Below are 25,074 nucleotides of genomic sequence, written 5' to 3'. Positions count from 1 at the left end.
GATCTAATTTAAAAATTGTAAATCACATGAAAATCAATAGAATATTAACGAGATTAGTGTTAGGGGCAGGTTTACTGGCATCATGTAATAAGGATGCCGTATTTCCTGATTTTGATTATTCAACCGTATATTTTGCCAGCCAGTATCCTTTACGTACCGTTGTTTTGGGAGAGGATTTGTTTGTAGATAATACGTTAGACAATCAGCGCAAAATTTCTATTAAGGCCACTTTAGGGGGAGTTTATGACAGTAAACAGGATGTGCTGATCGACTTTAGGGTGGATGAAAGCCTGCTGACTAATCTGTTTTACAGTGGCGGCGGCTCTAAAATTGAAGCCATGCCTGCACAATACTATCGTTTGGCATCCAATCAGATCACCATACCTAAAGGCAGTATTTTAGGTGGGGTAGAGGTACAATTGACAGATGCTTTTTTTGCTGACCCCAAGGCGTTAACCCGCAATTATGTTATCCCTTTGGTAATGACTAAAGTTGCCGGAGCCGATTCTATATTGAGTGGAAAAGCAACGGTTACAAATCCGTCGCGCGTGGTGGCGTTAAATTGGTCGCCAGCCCCTAAAGATTATGTGTTGTATGGCGTTAAATATGTAAACCCATGGCATGCAAACTATTTACGTAGAGGTGTTGACCAAATTACCCAAGCTAATGGCACAGTAAGTACATCGCTTCGCCATGCCCAATACGTCGAAAATAACCAGGTGGTTAACGCAGTTACTACCTCGTTAAAAAGTGTGAACCTGCCACTTACTATTAAAAACACATCGGGCACTAATGTGAACGTAACTCTGGTTTTAACCTTTGCCGATAATGGAACCTGTACCGTAACCGGCAATTCCACCGATTTTGACATTGCCGGAACCGGTAAATTTGTTTCAAACGGAGAAAAGAACAGTATAGGTGGATCAGCTCGAAGTGCCATTTATCTCGATTACACACTAAATTATAAAGTGCAGAACATTAAATATGCTACTAAAGATACCTTAGTTGTAAGAGACAGAGGTATTAAAGCCGAATACTTTGACGTTGAGAAGAAGTAAGTAACAAATTATTAGAACAACAACAAATCAGGCCTGTACTTATTATCAGGCCTGATTTGTTATGGATACATGATGATTGGGCTAATTTGAACCCGATTGCCAGTAATTTTTCAACAAAAAGGCTTGAGCAATTGCTCAAGCCTTTTTGTTGATGTTATTATTTATCTAAGTAAAACAGATTTACTAATGGTTTGCCTGGTTGAAGCTGATACTTGAGTTGGCTGGCTACCGCCAACACTAATGGTAATTGTACCCGGCATAAATTTCTGTTCTCCATCTTGTGCTGTTATCAGGAGATCTTGAGGTTTTAGTACAAATGATATTTCCTTAGTTGCGCCGGCTTTAACGAGGTTACGTTGGAAGCCTTTAAGTGCACGTATGGGTACACGTGTTTTTAATCCCTGATGGGTAATGTATAATTGAGTAACCTCTTCGCCGTCAATTTTACTGGTATTTGTAACCTTTACCTTAACAAGCACATTTTTACCATGCGCTGCAGTGGCAGGTATTTGTAACGAACCATAGTTGAATTTGCTATAGCTAAGGCCATGCCCAAAAGCATAAAGCGGTTTACCTGTAAAGTAACGGTAAGTACGGTTCTTCATGGTATAATCTTCAAACGGAGGTAGATCCTTATCGCTCCTGTAAAAGGTTACCGGTAAGCGGCCAGCAGGATTATAATCCCCAAAAAGCACATCGGCCAATGCCGTACCGGCAGATTGACCGCCGTACCAGGCGTTTACTATTGCCGGTACGTTTTCTGCTTCCCACGGCACTGCGATGGCACTGCCGGTCATCATTACAAAAACAACAGGCTTACCAGTTGATTGAAGCGCTTTAAGTAAATCGGTTTGTACCTTAGGTAACTCTATCGAAGTCCTGTCGCCGCCGTTAAATCCTTTTTCATTTACACGCATTTCTTCACCTTCGAGTTGAGGTGATATTCCGCCCACGAAAATGATGGCATCTGCATCTTTAACACTTTGCGCAATTGCATTTACATCCGCTTTAATGGCCACGCCCGATTTGAAACTAAAAGTTGCCCGTCCCTCGGTTTGGCGGTACTCAATAACAACCTGGTATGATTGGCCTTTTTTTGCTTTTAAGGTATAAGTTTTAGGGCCAAAACCATCGGGCTCTCCGCTTAATGTGCGCTCTTCGTTATCTATTATAAGTTTATAAGGCTTGTTTCCTGTAAGTTCAAAACTAATATCATCATTGCTTGCTGCAACATAATTAGTTGACCAACGAGCCGAAAAATTCTTTTGGCTTACTTGTCCCACAACAAAAGTACCATCGCGCCATATATAATTAATGGCCGTTTCCTGGCGGGTAACGGCAGGCTGACCGTTTAATGTTCCGTTTTGCCAGTATTCTGCCTTAAAACCCTTTTGGCCGTTTATGGTGCCTAACTCGCCTAAGTCAATATTACGGGTGTAACTTTCGCTGGTATAGCTTATGCCCTGATCATAATAAACTTCGGCGTTATTGCCCAATTTGGCTTTAATGGCTTTGTATGGTGTACTAATTTCAGATGGTGTACCATTGTAATTACCTAAAACACTGATAGGGTTATCGGCATTGGGGCCAATTACTGCTACTTTTTTTAAATGCTTGCTCAAGGGCAATACATTGTTTTGATTTTTGAGTAATACAATAGACTGGTGGGCCATTTTTAATGCGTGGGCTTTATGCTCAGGCGTCTCCAGCATTTCTGCACCAATTTTGGCGTACTTATTTTTGGCCGGAGGATCAAACATTCCCAATCTGAAACGAATGGTAAATAAGCGTTTTAATGAAATATCAAGTTGCTTTTCGGAAATTTTACCATGCTGCACTGCACCTAAAAGAGATTTGTAAGTCACGTTACCGCATTCAATATCGGTGCCATGTAAAACGGCATCTGCAGCGGCGTCTTCGGCCGAGGCATGGGTTTTGTGTTTTTGGTAAAAGTCGTCAATACCACCGCAATCAGAAGTAAGGTAACCGGTAAATTTCCATTTATTACGAAGGATGTTGTTTAAAAGCAAATCGCTTCCGCAGCATGGCTGACCTTTAAAAGCGTTGTAAGCACACATTACGCCGGCCACCTTGGTATCAACAACTAACTTATGAAAGGCAGGCAGGTAAGTATCCCACAGGTCGTAATCGGTAGCTTCTGCATTAAACTCATGACGTGATGATTCTGGTCCGCTGTGAACGGCATAATGCTTGGCACATGCCGCCGCTTTAAGGTAAACCGGATCAGTACCTTGCAAACCACGCACAAATGATGCACCTATATTAGCAGTTAAATAAGGGTCTTCACCATAAGTTTCCTGTCCACGTCCCCAGCGCGGATCTCTGAAAATGTTGATATTGGGCGTCCAGTAAGTTAACCCCAGATAAATACCACGGTGTCCGGCCTTAACGCTTTCGTTATAAACCGCACGCCCTTCATCAGCAGTATACTCGGCCATGCGGTGCATGCTATTGGTATCAAAAGTTGCTGCCATGGCAATAGCTTGCGGGTAAACGGTTACCTTAAAAGGCGTGCGGGCAATACCGTGCAGGCTTTCGTTCCACCAGTTGTAGGCGGGTATGCCCAAGCGCTCAACGGCAGGCGCGGCATTAAGCATTTGCCCAACCTTTTCTTCAAGAGTTAGTTTTGATACTAAATCATTAACACGCTCTTCAATACTAAGCGCCGGATTTCTAAACTTTAAATCCCCGGTACGGGGAGTATCAAATGCCAGGCATAAGCCCATTACTGATATTAAAATTAGTGAGTAAAAAATAGTCGATCTCCTCATTTTACAATAAGTTTTGGTTGTAACAGGTTAAGCCGGTACAAATCACCGGGTGTTAAATGGTTGGTTTATAATTTTAAATGGTTTTTCAGGAATGCAGTGTATTTATCTTCATTACCTGGGTTTTAATGGTTATTGCAAAAGTTCCGTTGTTCTGTAATAACCCAAGGCTTTCATTTTGCAACTCAATATATGCAGATTTTATGATTTGTGCAGAAATACCAAGCCGTATGCCAATATCTTTTGTTGCAGGGAGGATTTGACCATACCGGAGTGTTTGATTAATAATTCTTTGCTTTACTGATTTTGCCAGCTGCAAATGTAGCGGCATGTTTGACAAGTAATTGGGAATCCAATTGATCATGGTTATAGGTAACATACTTTTTTGGTTAGGAAATTACTCAAATAGCTAATAAGCCTTGCTGTGTTAAAACATAAGTAAAGCTATTAAATGCTGGCCATGACCTAATATTCATTTCTGCATAAGTAGGCAAAGAATGTTTATAGCGTTTTCTTTCAGTTAAACAATAATTATTACAAATGTTGAAATCTATTGCGATTAAAAAGAAGCAGTGTTTGGTATAAGTATTTGACTTATTGTATTTTATAAATAAATCGGTTATGCGTATGCAACTTTTGACTAAACTATAGTCGCATCAAAAAATACATTAGTTCCATGAGCATTGAATAGGTTTAGTCTATATTTGCTAAACCAATTAAAAAAAGCATCAGTTCTTCAGTTAAGTGTTTGTTTTTAAAACTATAAGTTGTTTTGAAAAAAGAATATCTTAGCTCATAGCTCTGTGTTTTAACACCTTTTATGATAAGACCATTACACTACCGCCTATTAGTGAGCTTAATATTCATGCTTTTGCTTCAGCAAAGCTTACATGCTCAACAACAGGAACTACACTTTACTTCAATTACATCAAAGGATGGTTTGCCTTCAAATACTATTAATGCATTTTTAAAAGACAGTTACGGCCTGCTATGGTTTGCTACTGAAGACGGGCTTACAAAATTTAACGGTTTAAATTTTGTGATCTACCGGCATGATATTAAAGATTCAACCAGCATCCGTAGCAACGAGGTTTCGAGCTTACATGAAGATAAGCAGGGCAGGCTATGGGTAGGCACCAGCGCAGGGCTGCATTTATACGACCGGCGTAAGAATAATTTTTTCCATTACAAGGAAAGTTTAATTGGAGACGGTTTATCAAGCGGCAACATAAAAGGCATTTGCAGCGATAATAAAGGCAATATTTGGGTTGCCACATTAGGTGGGCTCAATATGCTTAATCCGCGCACTAACCAGGTAACTAAATTTGGTAATGATAAAAAAGTGCCTTGGCAAGTTGGGCGCGGGGAGGTTCTATCTGTTTATGCAGACAGAACAGGGTTGATATGGATCGGAACAAAGTATGGCTTGTTTAGCCACAACGCAAATAGAAAAGATTTTACTGCTTACAAACATCGTAACGGAGATGAAAAAACCATTTGCTCAGATTTGGTTAAAACTATTACTGAGGATAAATTGGGCAGTTTATGGTTTGGTACAAACAGCGGCTTAAGCAATTATAGCCGTGTTAACAATAATTTTAATAACATAACAACTGGTAACGGGCCGCGCGCATTAAGCGATAATACTATTTATACAATAAGTGCCGATAATGCAAACAACCTGTGGATAGGCACCGAAGATGGCCTGAACATCCTGGATATAAAAACAGGCAACATGCGGCATTATTTTCCGGTGGGGCGCGATGTGTCGAGCATATCCGGACGTGTTGTTAAGAGCATTTTGAACGACCGCGACGGTATTACCTGGATAGGCACATATGATGCAGGTATTAATAAATACGATAGAAACCTAACATTTTTTAGCTTAAAAAAAAGCAACCCATATGATGTTTTTGGCCTTAATGCTCCATTTGTAAGTTCATTGGCTTATGGAGATAATGGTGATATATATGTAGGTACCGATGGTGGAGGCCTGAGTATTTATCATCCCACTACCGGCCTTTTTGAACACATTCCATTACATGTGCCCGGGGTTGAGTCATCAAACCTCAAAATACTTGCACTTGAACGCAGCCGCGACCGTAGTTTATGGATAGGTACTTATCAATCAGGACTTTTCAGGCTCGACCCTGCCAATGGAAGTATAACTCATTTTGCTAAAGGAAGTACCGACCAGGCTTTGAACAGCAATGAAGTATTTTGCTTAAAGGAAGACAAGGCAGGCCGTATGTGGGTTGGTACCAATGGTGGTGGGGTAAATGTTTATGATCCACGCACAAAATCATTCTTAAAATATGGCCCGCCTATAGAAGGTGAAAATATGCAGTTTATACCCTTGAATGGTTATATAAGGGCACTGGAAGAAGATAAGCAAGGCCGTATGTGGGTTGGATCATATGGTACTGGAATAGCTGTATATGACCCGCGTAAGCGAAATTTTGAAGCATTAAACCAGTTTAGCGGAGCATTGCCAAGTAATAAAATCAATACATTCGCTGAAGACCAGAATGGCAACATGTGGGTTGGTACCGCAGGCGATGGATTAATGAAAATAAACGCAAGTTTAAAGAAGATTGAGCTGCTTACTGATAAAAACGGGCTTGCCGACGGTGTTATTCATGCCTTGTTACAAGACCGTAATGGCAGAATATGGATGAGCACGAACAAAGGCGTAAGCTGGCTAACCCCATCAAACGGTAGGATTACAAATTACAGCTACTATAACGGATTGCAGTTTAGTTCTTTTAAAAATGGTGCAGGCTTGCTTGCAAAAAATGGTACACTGTATTTTGGAGGAGGGGAAGGGCTTAACTTTATTGACCCACAGGCTATTAAATTTAACAGGCGTGTGCCCGAAATTATTTTTACCGAACTTAAAGTAGGCAATAAAACTATTTCAGGTACAGATTCAACTATGCTTGATGCGGATATTTCAGTTGCTAAAAACGCTACGCTTACTTACAAGCAAAACTTCTCTATTAGTTTTGTTGCATTAAATTTTACCAGTCCCCGGCAAAACCGCTACCAATACCGGTTAAAAGGATTTGATAAAGACTGGATAAACGCGGGTACAAAAACAACTGCTTACTATACTAACTTAAGTCCAGGCACATATGTTTTTGAGGTTAAAGCGAGTAATAACGACGGAATATGGAACAATAAACCGGCTTTATTAGAAATACGTATCGATCCGCCTTTCTGGATGACCATATGGGCTTACCTTTTTTATGTTGGGTTGGCTATATCTTCACTGTTAGTTATCCGTTACCGTGGCATTCAAAAACTTAAACGCGAGTTTACACAGGAACATAGCAAAAGAGAGGCCGAACGTCTGCACGAGTTAGACCGGTTAAAAATTAAATTTCTCACAAATCTTAGTCACGATCTCCGTACACCTATCTCATTAATTATGGGTCCGGTTGATAAAATGATGAACCAGAAGAATTTGGACGGCGATTCGATCATTCAATTAAAAGTGGTTAAAAGAAATACACGCCGCTTACTTAACCTGGTTAATCAATTACTTGATTTTAGGAAAATTGAAGAGCGTGAATTGAAGCTGAATTTAATTAAGGGAGATGTAATTTCATTTATCCTTGAGGTTTGCGAGTCATTTCAGGACTTGTCTGAGAAGAAGCAGATCGCATTCATTATCAATACCTCGGTTGACCGATTGCATATGGCCTATGATCCTAATAAACTGGAACGTATACTTTTCAATCTGCTGTCTAATGCCTTTAAATTTAGTTCGGGGGGAGGCAAGGTGATGTTGGTTACATACCTACAACATTCGTTGGAGGGCGATACAGAGAACACACTTATTATTGAAGTTTCCGACACCGGGGTAGGGATAGAAAAGAACAGCCAGGCATTAATTTTTGAGCGATTTTATCAAAGTAAGAGTTCAAGCGCAGTACCTGATCAGGGTAGCGGTATAGGCCTGTCCATCGTGCGCGAATTTGTACAAATGCATGGCGGGCAAATTAGTGTTAATAGCACAGAGGGAGTAGGAACAACTTTCAGGATTGAGTTGCCGTTCCAAACGGTTGAGCCTGATATACTAATCGAGGCTGAACCTCTTGCAAAGGAGCCCGCTATTGATGAGGTAGATTTAAAACCGGATGTCCGCCTGTCTAATGAGTTAACAGAACATGAAGTGTTAGGAAATGATAATTTGCCATTGATATTGATAGTGGAAGACAATGAGGATTTTCGATTTTTCTTGCGTGATAACCTGAAATCGCATTACAGGGTTATTGAGGCAGCTAACGGTAAAGAAGGTTGGCAAAAAACCTTAGCCAGCCACCCCGAACTGGTTGTAAGTGATGTGATGATGCCATACATGGATGGATTGGAGCTAAGTCAGAAAATTAAAGGAGATAAAAGAACAGGTCATATTCCTGTTATTCTGCTCACTGCATCATCAGGCGAAGAGAAACAACTCAAAGGGTTAGCTTCGGGCGCAAACGATTATTTAAATAAGCCTTTTAGCTTTGATATACTTAATGTACGTATTAAAAACTTGCTTACCTTAAACCGTACCTTAAAAAACACATACACCAAACAGGTTAAATTGGCCACAACCGAGCTTAAGGTAGAATCGGGTAACGAAAGGTTATTAAGATCGGTACTAAAGTACATCGAAGAGAATTTAACTAATACACAGCTATCGGTTGAAGATTTGAGCAGGCATATTGGCATGAGCCGGGGATCGCTGTACAATAAATTGCTGGAAATAACGGGGCTTTCCCCAGTAGAGTTTATCAGATCCATTAAATTGGAAAAGGCCGCCATGCTGTTGGAGAATAGCGATCTAAATATTGCCCAGATTGCGTACACCGTAGGATTTGCCACGCCAAATTACTTTGCCAAATCATTCAAGGCTAAATACCAAATGCTACCATCTGAATATGTAAGTCAAAAAAGAAAACCTGTACGCTCTAAAACAGATGTGGCGTCTTAGTTAAAATTATTACTGGTTACCACTCTTAATTAAGAATACAAGTAAAAACAAAGGCCACTTTTTGCAAAGCGGCCTTTGTTTTGTAATGAATTGTAAAAGGCAATTATTTATATATGTCGTCGTCTCCTTTGTACGAAAGATCTTTAAATGTAGTCTTATTGTTCGATTCCGAGCCTGCTGAGGTGCCGTATAGTGCAAACAAAGTACCAATAAAGCCACCTGCTACCTGTGTGCTCAAAAACTTCCCATCAACCTGGTCTTTTAAAACCTGCCAGTTTTGTTTTCCTTCTGCATAATCAAAACCATATGTATCGCCGTTGGCTGTAACTCTTAGTTTTAAGTCTTCGTTTGGCTGTTTTAATACCTGCTCGGCCATTAGTTCCATTTTTTCAGCAGTGGCTGAAGATTTATATAACTGTACAACGGCATGCCCTGCACTGTCTTTTGAGCGGCAGGCAAAATAAAAATGCCGCTCATCCTGAAATGCCAGCAAACCGGCTTTTTCATTTTGGCTATTGGCATTGAACTTTAAAGTTGTTGTAGCCTCACACTTAATATGCTGTTGACGTTTACCTACAAATGATGGATGGCCTTTACCCATACAGGTTTCTTTGCTTAAAAGCATGGTTAAGCCACCGGTTTTATTGGTTGTAAGCCAGCCTGGTTCGTGAGTGCGCAAAAACAGGAACGATGCATCAATGCCTTTAGAAAAATTGGTTTGGTACGCAAAGTTACCGCTTTGAGGTTTTTGATTGGCAAGTTTAACCTCGGGATAAGGCAGCGTGAATTTGTATGGAATTTCTTTGCTATCGGGGTTAATAACCGGCCATTCATCTTTCCATGCTACCGGAGCCAGAAAAGTTTCACGCCCAGTGTTATAATAATTACCCTCGTAAGGGCGCACAGCCAAGAATACAGCATAAGTTTTACCATCGGGCCCGGTTACAAACTCGGCGTGGCCCGCCGATGTAATAGGATTTTTCCGGTCAGCGGGTAAATCTCTTTGCGTTAAGATCGGGTTTTTTTCATAAGGTACGTATGGGCCGTTTACGGTTTTACTACGAAAAACTACTTCAGAGTGATTGACCGAGGTGCCGCCTTCGGCAGCATATAAATAATACCAGTTACCTACTTTCATAATATGTGGGCCTTCAATCCAAACCGGTTTTTTAGTAATGTCAACACCGCCATTTACCAGTATCTGGTTTTCGCCGGTTACCTTTAAAGTTGTTGGATCAAGCTCGTACATGCGTATGGTGCGATGCCCGCTGTATAATGATTTATTATCCGGCGCATCTCCATTGTACACTACATAAGCTTTATCCTGGTCAAAAAACAATGATGGATCGATACCGCGTACCTGAGGCAACCATGTTGGGTCGCTCCATGGGCCAGCCGGATTTTTAGCCGTCATTATAAAGTTTCCTTTTTGGTCAATTTGCGTACAGGTGATATAATAAGTACCCTTATGGTAATTAATGGCTGGTGCAAATAGTCCGCGGGTAACACGGTCGCCCATAAAGGTCATCTGTGTCGGTCTGTCTATCACGTTGCCAACTTGTTCCCAGTTTTTTAAGTCCTTACTATGAAAAACCGGTATACCCGGGAAGTAAGCAAATGTGGAGTTAACGAGGTAATAATCCTTATCAACCCTAACAATACTTGGGTCGGGGTAAAAGCCGGATAGGATAGGGTTTGTAACCTGCGCTTGAGCTAATACAGCAGCCTGTAAGCCACAAATTAATGCAGCAATACAAAAAAAAGATTTTACCATTTTGTAGTAAATAAGTAAGATAAATAATCAGTTAGTCTTGGTTATAAAATTACCTGAGTAATAGGTTAGCGTGCTGTTCAAATGTTCAAATCACAGGTAGTTATGTTTAAGCTTAGCTAATACAGCACAAAAGATTTGCTAACTCAACTATTCAAAATACTTAATAATATACTTTTGAAATGGCGTTGCAGTCATTCTCATTTAATTAATGAACATTTAGCCAAGCATATTGAACATTTGTATAGTTAATTTGATGTGTTTTAATGTTTATTAGCATTTGTAACCATAGGCTTTTAAAGCCATGAATGTCAGCTCTCTTACCTGCCGATATTCATGGTCATGCTATTTAAATGTACAATACCTAATACGTTCATTAACCAATTGACCTATAAATGTTTATTTTTAAAAAAAGTGCGTTGGGCGCATTGTGCTTACTCGGTATAGCCGTAGGAGTAACTAATAATGTGATTGCACAAAAAGCATCAAACCCAACAGTTTATGCTGATGTTCCAGATCTTTCAATGATCAGGGTGGGTAATGTTTATTACATGAGCAGCACTACCATGCACATGAGCCCGGGTTTACCCATCATGAAATCAAAAGACCTGGTAAATTGGTCGATGGTGGGTTATGCTTATGATACGCTGGCACACACAAACGAACTGGATTTGATAAATGGCAAAAGCACTTACGGGCGCGGTTCATGGGCGAGCAGTTTGCGCGAGCATAAGGGTAAGTATTATGTAAGTACCTTTTCAGGCACTACCAACACCACTTACATCTACAGTACAAATAATATCGAAAATGGCCCCTGGAAGGTAACATCATTCAAACCGGCATTACACGATCATTCTTTATTTTTTGATGAAGATGGCAAGGCTTATATGCTTTATGGCAGCGGGCGCATTATGCTGGCCCAGCTAAACAGCGATTTAACTGGTCTTAACCCCGATTTTAAACCGCAGACAATAATTGAAAATGCAACAGCTATATCAGGTACCGATGGCGGTTTACCTGCCGAAGGGTCGCAGCTGTTCAAAGTTAAAGGCAAGTATTATCTTTTCAATATCAGCTGGCCAAAAGGAGGTATGCGCACGGTTATAATTCACCGTGCCGATAAATTGACAGGGCCTTACGAAGGGCGCATTGCCTTGCAGGATAAAGGTGTAGCCCAGGGCGGATTGATTAGCACACCTGAAGACAAATGGTATGCATATCTTTTTAGGGATAATGGAGCGGTAGGCCGTATACCTTACATGGTACCTGTTACCTGGGAAAACGGCTGGCCGGTTTTGGGTGTAAATGGTAAAGTACTCGAAACGCTCGATTTACCGGCAAGCAAAGGCCTCATCCCGTCATTGGTTGCATCCGATGAGTTTTCGAGGCGTAAGGGAGATGCGGCTTTGCCATTGATTTGGCAGTGGAATCATAACCCTGATAATACACTATGGTCGGTAAATGCCCGTGCAGGCTACCTGCGTTTAACAACCGGACGAATTGATACATCCATTATGCTGGCCCGGAATACGCTTACGCAACGTACCATTGGCCCGGTAAGTTCGGGGTCAATAGCTATTGATGTTTCAAAAATGAAAGATGGCGACTGTGCCGGACTGCTACTTTTGCAGCAACGATACGGATGGGTAGGTGTGAAAATGCTGGATGGCAAAAAACACATCGTCATGGTTAACGGGCAAACCAAAACTCCTGTTGAAGCCGCTACTTTGCCGCTTACACAAAATAAGATTTATCTAAAGGCCGAATGTGATTTTAAAAACCGTACCGATAAAGCCTATTTCTATTATAGTTTGGATGGTAATACCTGGACGCTAATAGGTACAACTCTACAAATGGCCTACACCATACCACATTTTATGGGCTACCGTTTTGGCATATTTAATTATGCTACGGCAGCTGTGGGCGGATACGTTGATGTTGATTATTTCAGAATAAGCGATAGCATCAGTTCGCACAATTAAACATTTTATAAATCCATCTTCGAAGTATACAACTGCATCCTCTCATGAAAAAATATTTATTACATCTTTTTACTGGCATTGGGCTGATCTGCATCATTCCTGCAAGTTCTTCAGCTCAAAACCCGCTTATCACCAATCAGTTTACCGCCGATCCTTCGGCACGGGTATTTGATGGCCGGGTGTATGTTTACCCGTCGCATGATATTCGTGCACAACCGGGTAAAGGCAGGGTAGGTTGGTTTTGCATGGAAGACTATCATGTGTTTTCATCGGCCGATTTAACAAACTGGACAGACCACGGCATGATCGTTAGCCAAACCCAGGTGCCCTGGGCCGATCCTGCCGCTTACAGCATGTGGGCACCCGATTGCGTTTTTCGAAATGGAAAGTATTATTTTTATTTCCCTGCCACGGTTAAAGGAGAGGGTGAACGTAAGCCTTTTGGCATTGGTGTAGCAGTTGCCGATAAGCCCTACGGGCCGTTTAAACCACAGGCCGAAGGTATACAGGGTGTACGTGGTATTGATCCAAACGTTTTTATGGATAAAGACGGACAGGCTTATTTATACTGGTCGCAGGGTAATATTTACGGTGCCAAGCTTAAAGAAAACATGCTGGAACTGGCCACAGAACCTAAAACATTGGGAGAGTTGCCCGACAAAGGGCTAAAAGAGGGGCCATATATGTTTGAACGCGCGGGTATTTATTACTTAACCTATCCGCACGTTGCCAATAAAACTGAGCGTTTAGAATACGCTACATCAAATTCGCCGCTTGGTCCGTTCACATTTAAAGGGGTAATTATGGATGAATCGGCCAGTGGTTGCTGGACTAATCACCATTCCATTATCAACTTTAAAAACCAGTGGTATTTGTTTTATCACGATAAAGACTTGTCGCCTTCATTTGATAAAAACCGGTCTATTCGTGCCGACAGTTTGTTTTTTGAAAAAGATGGCACTATTCGCAAAGTTATGCCTACACTGCGCGGAATAGGCATAACTCAGGCATCAGGTAAAATACAGATCGACCGTTACAATGCAATAAGTAACAACGGCGTAAAAGTTGATTTTATTGATACCGCCAACAAATTTAATGGCTGGATGACCATGTTAAATGGTAAGGGTGCCTGGTTGCGTTACAATACAGTTGACTTTAAAAACAATCCTAAAAAGCTTTCGATAATGGCGATGGGTTCGGCAGGTGCGCAGTTGGCCATATACTCGGGCAAACCAACAGGTAAACCAATAGCACGCATTCGTTTAAAGGAAAGTAAAGAATGGACACTCAGTAATCATCCGGTTATCAACCCGGTAAAAGGTATGCATGATTTATTTATTGTTTCAGAAAGCAACACCCCTGTAAATATTGATTGGTTGAAATTTCAATAAATTATTGAGTGTAAATCTGATTCCCAATATTTCAATAAAGCACTTAGTAAGGTATGTGCAAAAAGCGGATCGATTATAGGTTTTTAAAATATGAAGGACAGCCTTGCGCTGTCCTTCTAAACCAATTAAATTAAACCGTGGGTCACGTTGATAGTGTGTGAGAAAAATGAGGTTTAATAATATAAAAATCGCCTTTTTAGTTTCTTTATAAGGGTACATTTCAATAAAATCACACCAAAAATGTCAAAGTGAATTATTTAGTAATTATATTTACAATCGATTGCGAAGACTTGTAACGCAGTTTACTACCAATTATTCCTTATGAATTTACGACACATTATTGCCACCATTGGTTTTATAGTTTGTTTAAGCGGAGCTTATGCACAAAGTGATTACGATCTGTGGCTTAACTACAGGCCTGTACAAAACACTGAAGTAGCAATACAATACCGTACGGTTTTGAGCAAAGTGTTTTTTGCATCAGGCTCACCGCAATTAAAAGCCGCTCACCAGGAGCTATGGATGGGTTCAAAAGGCTTGCTCAATATTGTTCCGGCTCAAGTGGCATTGGCGCAAGGTAACCTTGTAATAGGAAAGCTTAACCAAATAGGCGAGTTGCGAAAACTGGTACAACCAGGTGATCTATCGGACGACGGATTTGTGATTAATACCATAGTTCAAGGTACCCGTAAAGTGGTAGTTGTATCTGCCGAAACTGATTTGGGTGTATTATACGGCGTGTTTGCTTTTTTAAAACAAATGCAAACAGGTAAAAACATCGATCAGCTTAACATTACGGAGCGGCCAAAAACTATGGTACGGGTGTTAAATCACTGGGATAATCCTAATCGTACCGTAGAGCGTGGCTATGCCGGGTTTTCTATCTGGAACTGGCACAAATTGCCGGGTTATATCGATCAAAAGTATATAGATTATGCCCGGGCTAACGCCTCGGTAGGCATTAATGGCACGGTGCTTAATAATGTAAATGCCAATATTATTATGCTTACGCCGGCTTATATTGAAAAAGCTAAAGCCCTGGCCGACGCATTCAGGCCTTATGGCATTAAAGTATACCTGTCGGTAAAATTCAGCAGTCCGGTTGAGTTAGGCGGTTTAAAAACAGCAGACCCATTAGATGATACCGTGAAAAAATGGTGGAAAGACAAGGCTGCTGAGATATACAAATCCATCCCCGATTTTGGAGGATTCCTGGTTAAAGCAAATTCAGAAGGACAACCAGGCCCGCAAACCTACGGACGAAACCATGCCGATGGTGCTAATATGCTGGGCGAGGCGTTGGCTCCGCACAAAGGAATTGTAATGTGGCGTGCGTTTGTTTACGATAATAATGTGCCCGATGACCGTGCTAAACAGGCTTACAACGAGTTTAAGCCTCTGGATGGTAAATTTAATGATAATGTAATTGTACAGGTTAAAAATGGCGCTATCGATTTTCAGCCCCGCGAGCCTTTCCACCCCTTATTTGGTGCATTATCTCAAACACCTTTAATGCTCGAAGTGCAGCTTACACAGGAGTATCTTGGTTTTTCTACACACCTGGTATACGAAGCTCCATTATTTAAAGAATGCCTTGATGCTGATACCTATGCAAAAGGGGAGGGCACCACGGTAGCTAATATATTAGAAGGTAAATACCTGCCTAAGAAGCTAACCGCTATGGCCGGTGTAGCTAACATTGGTACCGATGTAAACTGGTGCGGGCATCCGTTTGCCCAATCTAATTGGTACAGCTTTGGACGGATTGCATGGAACCCACAGGCCGATGCCGCACAAATTGCCGACGACTGGCTGCGCATGACTTTTACTAACGACGAGCGTTTCATAAAACCGATGAAAGACCAGATGATGCGCTCGCGTGAAAATGCGGTGAACTATATGACACCGCTTGGCTTACATCACATTATGGGCGCTAACGGGCATTATGGTCCCGGCCCCTGGACAGACAATATAGGGCGAGCAGACTGGACAGCAGTATACTACCATAAGGCCGATAGCCTCGGCGTGGGTTTTGATCGTACGGCTACAGGTAGCAATGCCGTAGCCCAGTACTACCCTGAAGTTAGGGACTACTTTGGTAAGCTTGAAAATTGTCCTGATGAGTATTTGCTTTGGTTTCATCATTTGCCGTGGAACTATAAAATGCGTTCGGGCAAAACGCTGTGGAATGAGATGGTTGCAAGATATTACACTGGTGTAGATGCCGTAAAAGATATGCAGCAAGTTTGGAAAGGCATGCAGCCCTATGTTGACCCGGTACGGTTTAATGAGGTGGAGCAATTGATGGCCGTTCAATATGAAGAAGCTGTACGCTGGCGCAACTCCTGTGTGTTATACTTCCAAACTTTTTCTAAAATGCCTATCGACCCCAAGTATCCAAAACCCGAGCATGATCTGCAATATTATCGCTCGTTGAAATTCCCTAACGTACCAGGGCTGGGAGTAAATTAGTACATGATATAAATGTTCAATATAGGTGTCTTAAAAATACGTTCAACTATCACAGAAATTTGTTCAAGCGTAGTTTTTGCTGTTTTTAGTATAGGATATTGTTGTTTTCAGGTTGATAGAATGATAGCTGCCTTGCTTAAACAAACTTCTCCTGTTTTTGAACAATTGAGTATTTATTAGCAGGGGGTATTGGCCTACTTTCGCTTAACTCAAAATGGTAAACGTTTTGGGTTAAGCGATAATTTAAATAAGAGCGCTTTAGATAATGCAAGTTTATCACGGCTTCTCGTTCACTGTCAATTCAAACTACTAACCAATTCAATCAGCCCTACCAAGGGTTATATAATTACTATGAATAAATTATACCCACTGGGGGCATTAGGCATTTTATTATCATGTTATTTGGGTTCAACGGCACAAGTTAAGCCCGAAGCCGATAAAGCATTTTACCAATCGGTTCAAACCTATGCAAACCCTGTTTTACCCGGCGATCATCCAGACCCGACATTGCTCAAAGTTGGCGATGATTTTTATCATTGTGGTTCAACATTTCATTTTAACCCTTACCTGCCCATTTACCATTCAAAAGATCTGGTGCATTGGGAAGTAATAAGCAGGGTGCTTACCGCCCCGGCAGCAAAGTGGGTTAGCGATCGTCCTTCGGCCGGTATCTGGCAGGGGGCAATTACCTATTTCTATGGTTCTTACTGGATATACTTTTCGGCAGGAGGGCAGTGGTTTTGTAAAGCTGATTCGCCAAAGGGACCGTGGTCGGCACCGGTGCAAGTTAAAACCAATGCTGAGACAGGTCCGCTGGGGTATGATAACTCAATATTTGTTGATAATGATGGTAAACCCTACATGATTATTAAAAATGGCCAAAAAGTAAACAGGCTACAGGCACTGGGTAAGGATGGGCAACTTACCGACAAGGTAATTAACCTCGACTGGATAAATGCCAAACTGCAATACAGCTGGGCCGAAGGTCCTGTGATGAGTAAGCGCAATGGGATCTATTACTATTTCCCCGCAGGTGATGTTTCGGGAGGTCAGTACGTATTAAAAGCTTCAGCGTTAACGGCCGACTCTACCAAATGGGAACGATTAGGCAATTTCTTCAAGCCCATCACCGATGCTAAAGTAGGCTTTCGCAGACCCAATCATATTGCGGCACCTGTGCAGCTCAAAGATGGCTCTTGGTGGACAATTGGACAGAGCTACGAAAAATATGATAATGATGATTGGTCGGGTCTTGGCCGCCAAACTGCCTTATACCCGGTAACATGGGAGGGCGATCGCCCATGGGGAATGGCACCAACCACGCAGCCGGTTGTTAAGCCCAATCTACCGCAGGGAGGCATTAGCTGGCGCAGTGTGGAATCGGATTATTTTGATGAATCAACTTTAGGTTTGCCTTGGCATTTCCTCACAAAAAAAGCCGCCGAAAGCTATTCGTTAAATACAAAAAAAGGGTGGATCACTTTAACACCCGATACCAGTCGTGCACACATTATGCAAAAGGAAACCGATCACTGGTATTCTGCAGTAACCAAAGTTGACTTGAATGCATCGGCACCGGCAGAGCAAGCCGGATTTTACGTGAGTAACGGCAATCAAAAAGTTACGGTTAAACTTTATTCGGGGTATGATGGCGGCAAGAAGATCATCTTCAAAATGGACACGGCCGTGCGGTCGGTACCCAACACTTTTGGAGATGTGGTATGGTTGAAATTAGAACGTAACGAGCACCAACTTACCGGCTATTGCAGTGCCGATGGTAAAATATGGACCTCGCTCGGCCAACCCATAAGTGCTATAAACCTTGATAAAGCGCAGCCAAATTTTAACAGTTGGGTTGGCACAAGCGTTGGCTTATTTGCCGAAGGTAAGCCTGCCTCATTCGATCTGTTTATTTGTAAAGATGGAAAATCGGACCTGCCTGCCGTAGGCTTCAGCAACTATTATGGGGTCGAACGCAAAGATGGCACAGTAACAACCACTACCAATAACGGCGGCTGGTTCATGCTTTCGGGTGTGGAAATGGGAAATGTATCGCCGTCGGCCATCTCCATAAACACATCAGGCATAGGTAGCGCAAAGTTAGAAATATGGGCAGATGATATTGAAATGGGAAAGTTGCTGGCTTCATTTTCCCTTAAAGGTGAGGGAGCTTCTCAATGGAAACTATCGCAAAGGAGCATTAAAAAGACGACCGGCCAGCATGATGTATTTGTACGGTTTTTGCCGGGCGCGGCTCAAAGTGTTTCCATTAAGAGTATCAGGTTCATTGATTAGTTACCATCAATTTATAGCATTGTGTATTTAATAAAGAGATTACAAACATTAACTATCGCCGCTTTATTATGCCCGTTTGTTGTTATAGCACAGCAACGGAAACCTGCGGCACAAACCAATCAATACCGCAATCTTTTTAAGGAAGTTGGGTATAGTCAAAAAGAGATCGATAAAAAGGTTGCCAAGGCCTACTATGATGTTTTTGAAGGGCCTAAACGGGTATATTTTGAAGTGGGCGATACCATGGCTTATGTATCCGACGTGAAAAATCATGATGCACGCACCGAAGGGCTTTCGTATGGAATGATGGTTGCTGTGCAGCTGAATAAAAAGGACGTGTTTGACCGCATCTGGAGGTGGTCGAAAAAACACCTGCAACATCAAAACGGACCCCGCGAAGGTTACTTTGCCTGGAGCATAAACCCCGAAACGCTGAAACGTAATTCAGAAGGTTCGGCATCCGATGGAGAGCTTTATTACATTACCAGTCTGCTTTTTGCTGCCAACCGCTGGGGCAACAACACCGGGATAAATTATTATGCCGAAGCCCGCCGGATACTTGATGCGATGTGGAAAAAGGATGGCACCGGTAATATTTTTAATCTCATTAATACCGAGCATAAGCAGATCACTTTTGTGCCGGAAGGCCGGAATTATTTATGGACCGATCCATCATACCACTTGCCTGCTTTTTATGAAGTATGGGTGCGGTATGCCAAAGATGGGCATGAACAGTTTTATAAAGATTGTGCCGATACCTCGAGAGCGTTTTTGCACAGGGCATGTGACCCGGTGACCGGATTAAATGCCGATTATACCGAATTTAGCGGCAAGCCACATCCAACTCCGTGGATGCCGCCCGCTTTCAGGTACGACTCGTGGCGTGTGCCTATGAATATTGCCATGGACTACATTTGGTTTGGCAAAGACCGCGCATGGCAGGAAGATTATGCCCGACGATTCCAGGGTTTCTTGCGGTCTAAAGGCATTAATACTTTCGAAGATCAATTCAACCTTGATGGTTCGCGCCCCGATTTTATATTACAGGCAGGTGATGTAAAAAAACTTAGGCACTCTATAGGCTTGGTAGCCACTGCGGCCACTGCATCATTAATAAACAATGAGCCGAAAAGCACCGATTTTGTGAAAGCCTTGTGGAACGCCAAGTTAGAGCCTTATGAGGATGGATACTTTGACCCTTATTACGATGGCTTAATGTATCTCTTCAGTTTAATGCACCTAAGCGGTAAATATCAGTTGATTACACCAACAACATCTAAATAGAATTTCAAAACTTAAATTTTATGACCATGAAAAAGATTTCTCTTAAGCCATACCTTTTTGCAGGTTTGCTATCGGTAATGGCACTTGCTGCATCGGCGCAAGGAGCACTGCAACCTGCTACCGAAGGGTTTGATAAGGTCAAAGCCGATATTCCACACGGTAAGCTCGATTCCATTACCTACACTTCCAACACAGTAGGTACTACCAGGAAGGCTTTGGTGTATACGCCTCCGGGTTATTCGGCAAAGAAAAAGTACCCGGTGCTTTACCTTTTACATGGCATTGGCGGCGATGAAAAAGAATGGCTAAATGGCGGGCAACCGCAGGTAATTATGGATAACCTGTATGCGCAGGGCAAAGCAGTTCCCATGATCATTGTGATGCCTAACGGCCGCGCTATGAAAGATGACCGTCCAACCGGTAATATCATGGCTGCCGATAAGGTTGCCGCCTTTGCAACTTTTGAGAAGGATCTGTTGATCGACCTGATCCCTTACATTGAGAAAACCTACCCGGTTAATAAAGACCGCGAGCATAGGGCCATTGCTGGTCTTTCAATGGGAGGTGGGCAATCGTTAAACTTCGGGTTGGGCAACCTTGACAAGTTTGCCTGGGTTGGTGGCTTTTCATCGGCACCCAACACCCGCAAACCCGAGGAGTTAGTACCCGATGCGGAGGCTGCTAAAAAACAACTGAAATTATTATTTATATCATGCGGTGAAAGCGATGGGCTGCTCAGTTTCAGCAAACGCACACATGAATACCTGGAGCAAAAAGGCGTTCCTCATGTGTACTTTATTGAGCCGGGCGTTCATGATTTTAAAGTATGGAAAAACGGTTTGTATATGTTCTCGCAACTCATTTTCAAGCCGGTTCCACCTTCTGTATTTTTGAATAAAGCAGCAGATAACAAATGAAGTTTGCCGGTACAATAATGCGCAGCATTGCTAAGTGGGGGGCTGCTGTTTTGCTGGTGCTGGTAACCATAACCGCATCAGCCCAGGATTCAAAGTTCTACATATTCTTGTGCCTGGGGCAATCAAACATGGAAGGTAACGCCCGTTTTGAACCGCAGGACACCACGGTTGATAAACGCTTTAAAGTTTTACAGGCTGTTGATTGCACCGAAAAGGGCAGGAGTAAAGGCAATTGGTATACCGCCCAACCACCGCTTTGCCGCTGTAATACCGGGCTTACCCCGGCTGATTATTTTGGACGAACACTGTTAGCCAACTTACCTGAAGATGTAACCGTTGGAGTAATTAACGTATCAGTTGCAGGTTCAAAAATCGAGGTGTTTGATAAGATAAACTATCAATCGTACGTGGCCGGTGGACCGCAATGGCTTAAAAATATGGTTGTTGAGTATAGCGGCAACCCTTACGGGCAATTGGTCGATCTGGCTAAAATGGCACAAAAACAAGGTGTAATTAAAGGGATCTTGTTACATCAGGGCGAATCAAATGTTAACGATACGCTATGGACGCAAAAGGTAAAAGGAGTGTATAATAATCTGGTACAGGATCTATCGCTTAACCCAACGCAAATTCCTTTGCTGGCCGGAGAGGTGGTCAACGCCGATCAAGGCGGCATTTGCGCTTCGATGAATAAGATCATAGGCAAGCTACCCGAGGTTGTACCCAACTCTTTCATCATCTCATCGGCAGGCTGCACTTGTGCCACCGATCACCTGCATTTTGATGCTGCCGGTTGCCGCAAGCTCGGGAAACGGTATGGTGCCAAAATGCTGGCTTTGCTTGGCTATAATATTCCCGAGCCGGAATAAAGAGGTTATTTTAAGAACTGATTACAATTAAATAAAATATCCTGAATTAGCAGATGAAGAATTTATACAAAGTATTGTTTTTGATTATTGGTTTGTGTTCAACAGCGGATAGCCTGTTTGCTCAAAACCCTATCATCCAAACCATATACACAGCCGACCCTGCACCACTGGTTTATAAAGACACCCTTTTTTTATACACCGGCCACGACGAGGACAAAGCCACCTGGTTTGTAATGAAAGACTGGCACATATACTCCACCACCGACATGGTGAACTGGACAGACAGGGGAGCTGGCTTGTCGTTAAAAAACTTTAGCTGGGCTAATAAAGATGCCTGGGCCGGGCAGTGTATCGAAAGAAACGGGAAGTTTTATTGGTATGTACCCGTAAATGCCAAAAACGGCGGAATGTCAATAGGCGTTGCTGTTGGCGATAGTCCTACCGGACCGTTTAAAGATGCTTTGAATAAACCCATGATCATAGGTGGATGGGGATACATCGACCCATCGGTTTTTGTTGATGATGATGGGCAGGCCTATCTTTATTGGGGTAACCCGCACTTATATTATGTAAAATTGAATAAAGACATGATCTCTTATGATCAGAGCGTTGGCATCGTAAAAGTACCGCTTACCGATGAAGCATTTAAGTTGCGCATTCATAATGCGCATAATACTTTCAAGTGGGCAAAAGAAATTGATGGCTTAAACTCACACAGTATTAAAAGTGAAGCCAACAGCAAATATTACTGGTATGTAAGCGCTACAGAAAAAGCAACGGGCAAAAAAGTAATTGGCGTAGGTATAGGCGATCAGGCAAATGGGCCATTTACTGATGTTTTAGGCAAACCGTTGATTAGCGAGCATGCCGAAGGTGATCATATAAACCCAACCATAATTACCGATGCCGATAAGCAGGTATGGCTCAATTGGGGGCAAGCCGATCTGTGGCAGGTGAAGCTTCATCCCGATATGATGTCGTTTGATGCTACCATTGGTATAAGACCGGTACCGGCTGATAAAAAAGAATGGTTTGCCGGTAAAATAAAGGGTACTGTAAATTCTACCGAAAAAAGGTTCACCACTTACGAAGAAGGACCTTGGCTATACAAACGAAAAAGCCTGTTTTATTTGCTGTACCCGGCCGGTGGTGTGCCCGAACATCTGGCTTATTCCACAAGTACAAGTCCTGTTGGTCCGTGGAAATACAGGGATACCATTATGGATGTGATCAAGCAAGGCGGAGCCTTTACAAACCATCCGGGGTTGATAGATTACAAAGGCAAATCATACCTCTTTTATCATAACGGGGCATTGCGCGGTGGTGGAGGTTTTGACCGTTCGGTATGTGTTGACGAATGCATGTTCAATGCCGATGGTTCAATAGCGCGCATTACACCTACCAAAGGCATCACCCAAGCCGTTGGCAAAGTAAACCCTTACCAGCGCGTACAGGCAGAAACTATTGCCTGGGAGCAAGGCATAGAAACTGTGCAGGATAGTTTAACTGGTAGGGGCATTTATGTGACTGATATTCATAACGGTGATTACATCAAAGTAAGAAGCATTGATCTCAAAAAAGGCTCTTCATCCTTTACTGCCGGTGTTGCCCCCATAAACGGCGGCATGATTGAAATACACGCTGATGAACTTAATGGGCCTCTATTGGGCACCTGTAAAATTAACAAAGCTACTGCTGCTAATAAATGGATTAATACATCTACCAAAACCACCAAATTAACCGACGTGCATGATGTTTATTTGGTTTTCAAAGGGGGAGATGGTCAGCTATTCAATTTTGATTGGTGGCAGCTTAAACAATAAGATGATGAACATGAACAGTATATTGAAAGGTTTATTTGCTTTTATACTCATAATAATAGCATTTACAAAAGCCCATGCTCAAAACCCGGTCATTCAAACAAAATACACGGCCGATCCGGCACCGTTGGTTTACCATGATACCGTGTTTTTATATACGAGTCACGATGAGGATGATGCGTTCGGCTTTAAAATGCAAAACTGGCTGCTCTATACCTCAACCGATATGGTGAACTGGACGGAGCACGGCGAGATAGCATCGCTTAAAGATTTTAAATGGGTGCCTTACGATAATGGTGCCTGGGCACCACAATGTGTACAACGAAACGGCAAGTTTTATCTGTATTGCCCCATGCCCAACGGCGTTGGTATAGGAGTACTGGTAGCTGATAGTCCGTACGGACCGTTTAAAGACCCGATAGGCAAGCCGTTAGTTAAACAAAACAACCAGGATATTGACCCAACCGTTTTGATAGACGATGATGGGCAAGCCTACTTATACTGGGGCAATCCGAACTTGTTTTATGTTAAATTGAATCAAGACATGATTTCCTACTCAGGAGAGATCATCAAAGACCCATCTATTGCGAAGGTTGAGGGTAAGCCCGATGCATTTCATTACCAGGAAGGCCCGTGGGCATTTAAGCGTAAAGGTAAATATTATATGGCCTACGCTTCTACATGCTGCCCCGAAGGTATTGGTTACGCCATGAGCGATAATCCTACCGGGCCATGGGTTTACAAAGGCAGCATTATGGATGGCGATAAGCGCTCATCGGGCAACCATCCGGGTATTGTTGATTATAAAGGCAATTCGTACTTGTTTGGTTTCAATTATAATATCATGAAGCAAACTATGGCCAAGCATTACGAAAGGCGATCGATATGCATCGAGAAGATAACTTACAATGCCGACGGCACCATTCAGCAATTGCCGTTTTGGTCAGTAGCCGGAGTAAAACAACTGGTAAAGTTAAACCCATACACCCGTGTTGAAGCCGAAACCATTGCTTACAGCGAAGGCCTGAAAACCGAAAAAACTACCGAATGGGAAAGAAACATATCCTGGAATAAGGGCAATAAAATTGCCGATAGGTTGTATGTAAGTTCGATCAATAACGGCGATTATTTAAAAGTACAGGGCGTTGATCTTTCATCAGGCGTATCATCGGTTGAGGTAAATGTAGCTGCTTTACACGGCGGCAAAATTGAAATACATGTTGATCAATTAAATGGCCCCTTACTGGGCTCAATAAATATCGATAGATCAGGAGAAGGGGACTTATTTAAGACCATAACAACCCCGGTTAGATCAATGACAGGAACGCACGATTTATACTTCGTTTTTAAAGGTGAGAAGGATTTGTTTTACTTTGATTGGTGGAAGTTTAACAAAAAACTTTAACTGCTTTAATTACTGTGCTTAAAGCTATATATGCTGA

Annotated in this window: 14 protein-coding genes; 11 read left to right on the top strand and 3 right to left on the bottom strand. The window is 42.3% G+C overall.

Going from position 1 to position 25,074, the window contains the following annotated elements:
• The first annotated feature begins 26 nt into the window (after positions 1–26).
• On the top strand, positions 27–1,058 hold the full coding sequence (locus QE417_RS05325) for a DUF5627 domain-containing protein (RefSeq protein ID WP_311948057.1): 1,032 nt from the start codon (positions 27–29) through the stop codon (positions 1,056–1,058).
• Between the two features lie 161 nt (positions 1,059–1,219).
• Here the strand turns inward: QE417_RS05325 and QE417_RS05320 are convergent, their stop codons facing one another.
• Together QE417_RS05320 and QE417_RS05315 are read right to left on the bottom strand one after the other, a co-directional pair.
• Positions 1,220–3,850 (bottom strand): glycoside hydrolase family 3 C-terminal domain-containing protein, encoded by a 2,631-nt coding sequence (locus QE417_RS05320; protein WP_311948055.1) that lies wholly within the window; start codon positions 3,848–3,850, stop codon positions 1,220–1,222.
• Positions 3,851–3,935: 85 nt separating this feature from the next.
• Entirely contained in the window at positions 3,936–4,226 is a 291-nt protein-coding gene (locus QE417_RS05315) for a GntR family transcriptional regulator (protein WP_311948054.1), read from the bottom strand.
• A gap of 441 nt (positions 4,227–4,667) precedes the next feature.
• Here QE417_RS05315 and QE417_RS05310 point away from each other — a divergent pair, with 441 nt between their 5' ends.
• Complete coding sequence (locus QE417_RS05310) at positions 4,668–8,831, top strand: hybrid sensor histidine kinase/response regulator transcription factor (protein WP_311948053.1); 4,164 nt, start codon at positions 4,668–4,670, stop codon at positions 8,829–8,831.
• A 103-nt stretch (positions 8,832–8,934) separates the two neighbouring features.
• Here QE417_RS05310 and QE417_RS05305 read toward each other — a convergent pair whose 3' ends face one another.
• Entirely contained in the window at positions 8,935–10,605 is a 1,671-nt protein-coding gene (locus QE417_RS05305) for a glycoside hydrolase family 43 protein (protein WP_311948051.1), read from the bottom strand.
• Positions 10,606–10,997: 392 nt separating this feature from the next.
• Here QE417_RS05305 and QE417_RS05300 point away from each other — a divergent pair, with 392 nt between their 5' ends.
• The 9 genes from QE417_RS05300 to QE417_RS05260 all read left to right on the top strand — a co-directional run bounded on the left by QE417_RS05300 (position 10,998) and on the right by QE417_RS05260 (position 25,037).
• A complete protein-coding gene (locus QE417_RS05300) occupies positions 10,998–12,584 on the top strand; it encodes a glycoside hydrolase family 43 protein (RefSeq protein WP_311948049.1) in 1,587 nt (528 codons plus the stop codon).
• 44 nt (positions 12,585–12,628) lie between these two features.
• Entirely contained in the window at positions 12,629–13,975 is a 1,347-nt protein-coding gene (locus QE417_RS05295) for a family 43 glycosylhydrolase (protein ID WP_311948048.1), read from the top strand.
• A gap of 321 nt (positions 13,976–14,296) precedes the next feature.
• Complete coding sequence (locus QE417_RS05290; protein WP_311948046.1) at positions 14,297–16,447, top strand: alpha-glucuronidase family glycosyl hydrolase; 2,151 nt, start codon at positions 14,297–14,299, stop codon at positions 16,445–16,447.
• A 351-nt stretch (positions 16,448–16,798) separates the two neighbouring features.
• Positions 16,799–18,742: a family 43 glycosylhydrolase gene (locus tag QE417_RS05285; RefSeq protein ID WP_311948044.1), complete on the top strand. Its 1,944-nt coding sequence runs from the start codon at positions 16,799–16,801 to the stop codon at positions 18,740–18,742.
• Between the two features lie 21 nt (positions 18,743–18,763).
• A complete protein-coding gene (locus QE417_RS05280; RefSeq protein ID WP_311948042.1) occupies positions 18,764–20,026 on the top strand; it encodes a glycosyl hydrolase family 8 in 1,263 nt (420 codons plus the stop codon).
• Positions 20,027–20,052: 26 nt separating this feature from the next.
• Complete coding sequence (locus QE417_RS05275; RefSeq protein ID WP_311948041.1) at positions 20,053–20,943, top strand: alpha/beta hydrolase; 891 nt, start codon at positions 20,053–20,055, stop codon at positions 20,941–20,943.
• Positions 20,940–21,812, top strand: a complete 873-nt coding sequence (locus tag QE417_RS05270; RefSeq protein ID WP_311948039.1) for a sialate O-acetylesterase — start codon at positions 20,940–20,942, stop codon at positions 21,810–21,812. The genes QE417_RS05275 and QE417_RS05270 overlap by 4 nt, the downstream gene beginning before the upstream one ends.
• Before the next feature lie 53 nt (positions 21,813–21,865).
• Entirely contained in the window at positions 21,866–23,635 is a 1,770-nt protein-coding gene (locus QE417_RS05265; protein ID WP_311948038.1) for a family 43 glycosylhydrolase, read from the top strand.
• Between the two features lie 10 nt (positions 23,636–23,645).
• Entirely contained in the window at positions 23,646–25,037 is a 1,392-nt protein-coding gene (locus QE417_RS05260) for a glycoside hydrolase family 43 protein (RefSeq protein WP_311948036.1), read from the top strand.
• Positions 25,038–25,074 lie beyond the last annotated feature (37 nt).

This window comes from Mucilaginibacter terrae (assembly GCF_031951985.1).
Classification (GTDB): domain Bacteria; phylum Bacteroidota; class Bacteroidia; order Sphingobacteriales; family Sphingobacteriaceae; genus Mucilaginibacter; species Mucilaginibacter terrae_A.
The sequence above is the reverse complement of the archived record's forward strand: the minus strand, read 5'-3'. Positions and strand labels throughout refer to the sequence as shown.

What these genes read in the sequence shown, in the direction of transcription:
- QE417_RS05295 (WP_311948048.1), top strand. Translation starts at nt 12,629, where the DNA reads ATGAAAAAATATTTATTACATCTTTTTACTGGCATTGGGCTGATCTGC.
- QE417_RS05270 (WP_311948039.1), top strand. Translation starts at nt 20,940, where the DNA reads ATGAAGTTTGCCGGTACAATAATGCGCAGCATTGCTAAGTGGGGGGCT.
- QE417_RS05285 (WP_311948044.1), top strand. Translation starts at nt 16,799, where the DNA reads ATGAATAAATTATACCCACTGGGGGCATTAGGCATTTTATTATCATGT.
- QE417_RS05325 (WP_311948057.1), top strand. Translation starts at nt 27, where the DNA reads ATGAAAATCAATAGAATATTAACGAGATTAGTGTTAGGGGCAGGTTTA.
- QE417_RS05305 (WP_311948051.1), bottom strand. Translation starts at nt 10,605, where the DNA reads ATGGTAAAATCTTTTTTTTGTATTGCTGCATTAATTTGTGGCTTACAG.
- QE417_RS05290 (WP_311948046.1), top strand. Translation starts at nt 14,297, where the DNA reads ATGAATTTACGACACATTATTGCCACCATTGGTTTTATAGTTTGTTTA.
- QE417_RS05260 (WP_311948036.1), top strand. Translation starts at nt 23,646, where the DNA reads ATGAACAGTATATTGAAAGGTTTATTTGCTTTTATACTCATAATAATA.
- QE417_RS05320 (WP_311948055.1), bottom strand. Translation starts at nt 3,850, where the DNA reads ATGAGGAGATCGACTATTTTTTACTCACTAATTTTAATATCAGTAATG.
- QE417_RS05315 (WP_311948054.1), bottom strand. Translation starts at nt 4,226, where the DNA reads ATGTTACCTATAACCATGATCAATTGGATTCCCAATTACTTGTCAAAC.
- QE417_RS05275 (WP_311948041.1), top strand. Translation starts at nt 20,053, where the DNA reads ATGAAAAAGATTTCTCTTAAGCCATACCTTTTTGCAGGTTTGCTATCG.
- QE417_RS05300 (WP_311948049.1), top strand. Translation starts at nt 10,998, where the DNA reads ATGTTTATTTTTAAAAAAAGTGCGTTGGGCGCATTGTGCTTACTCGGT.
- QE417_RS05265 (WP_311948038.1), top strand. Translation starts at nt 21,866, where the DNA reads ATGAAGAATTTATACAAAGTATTGTTTTTGATTATTGGTTTGTGTTCA.
- QE417_RS05310 (WP_311948053.1), top strand. Translation starts at nt 4,668, where the DNA reads ATGATAAGACCATTACACTACCGCCTATTAGTGAGCTTAATATTCATG.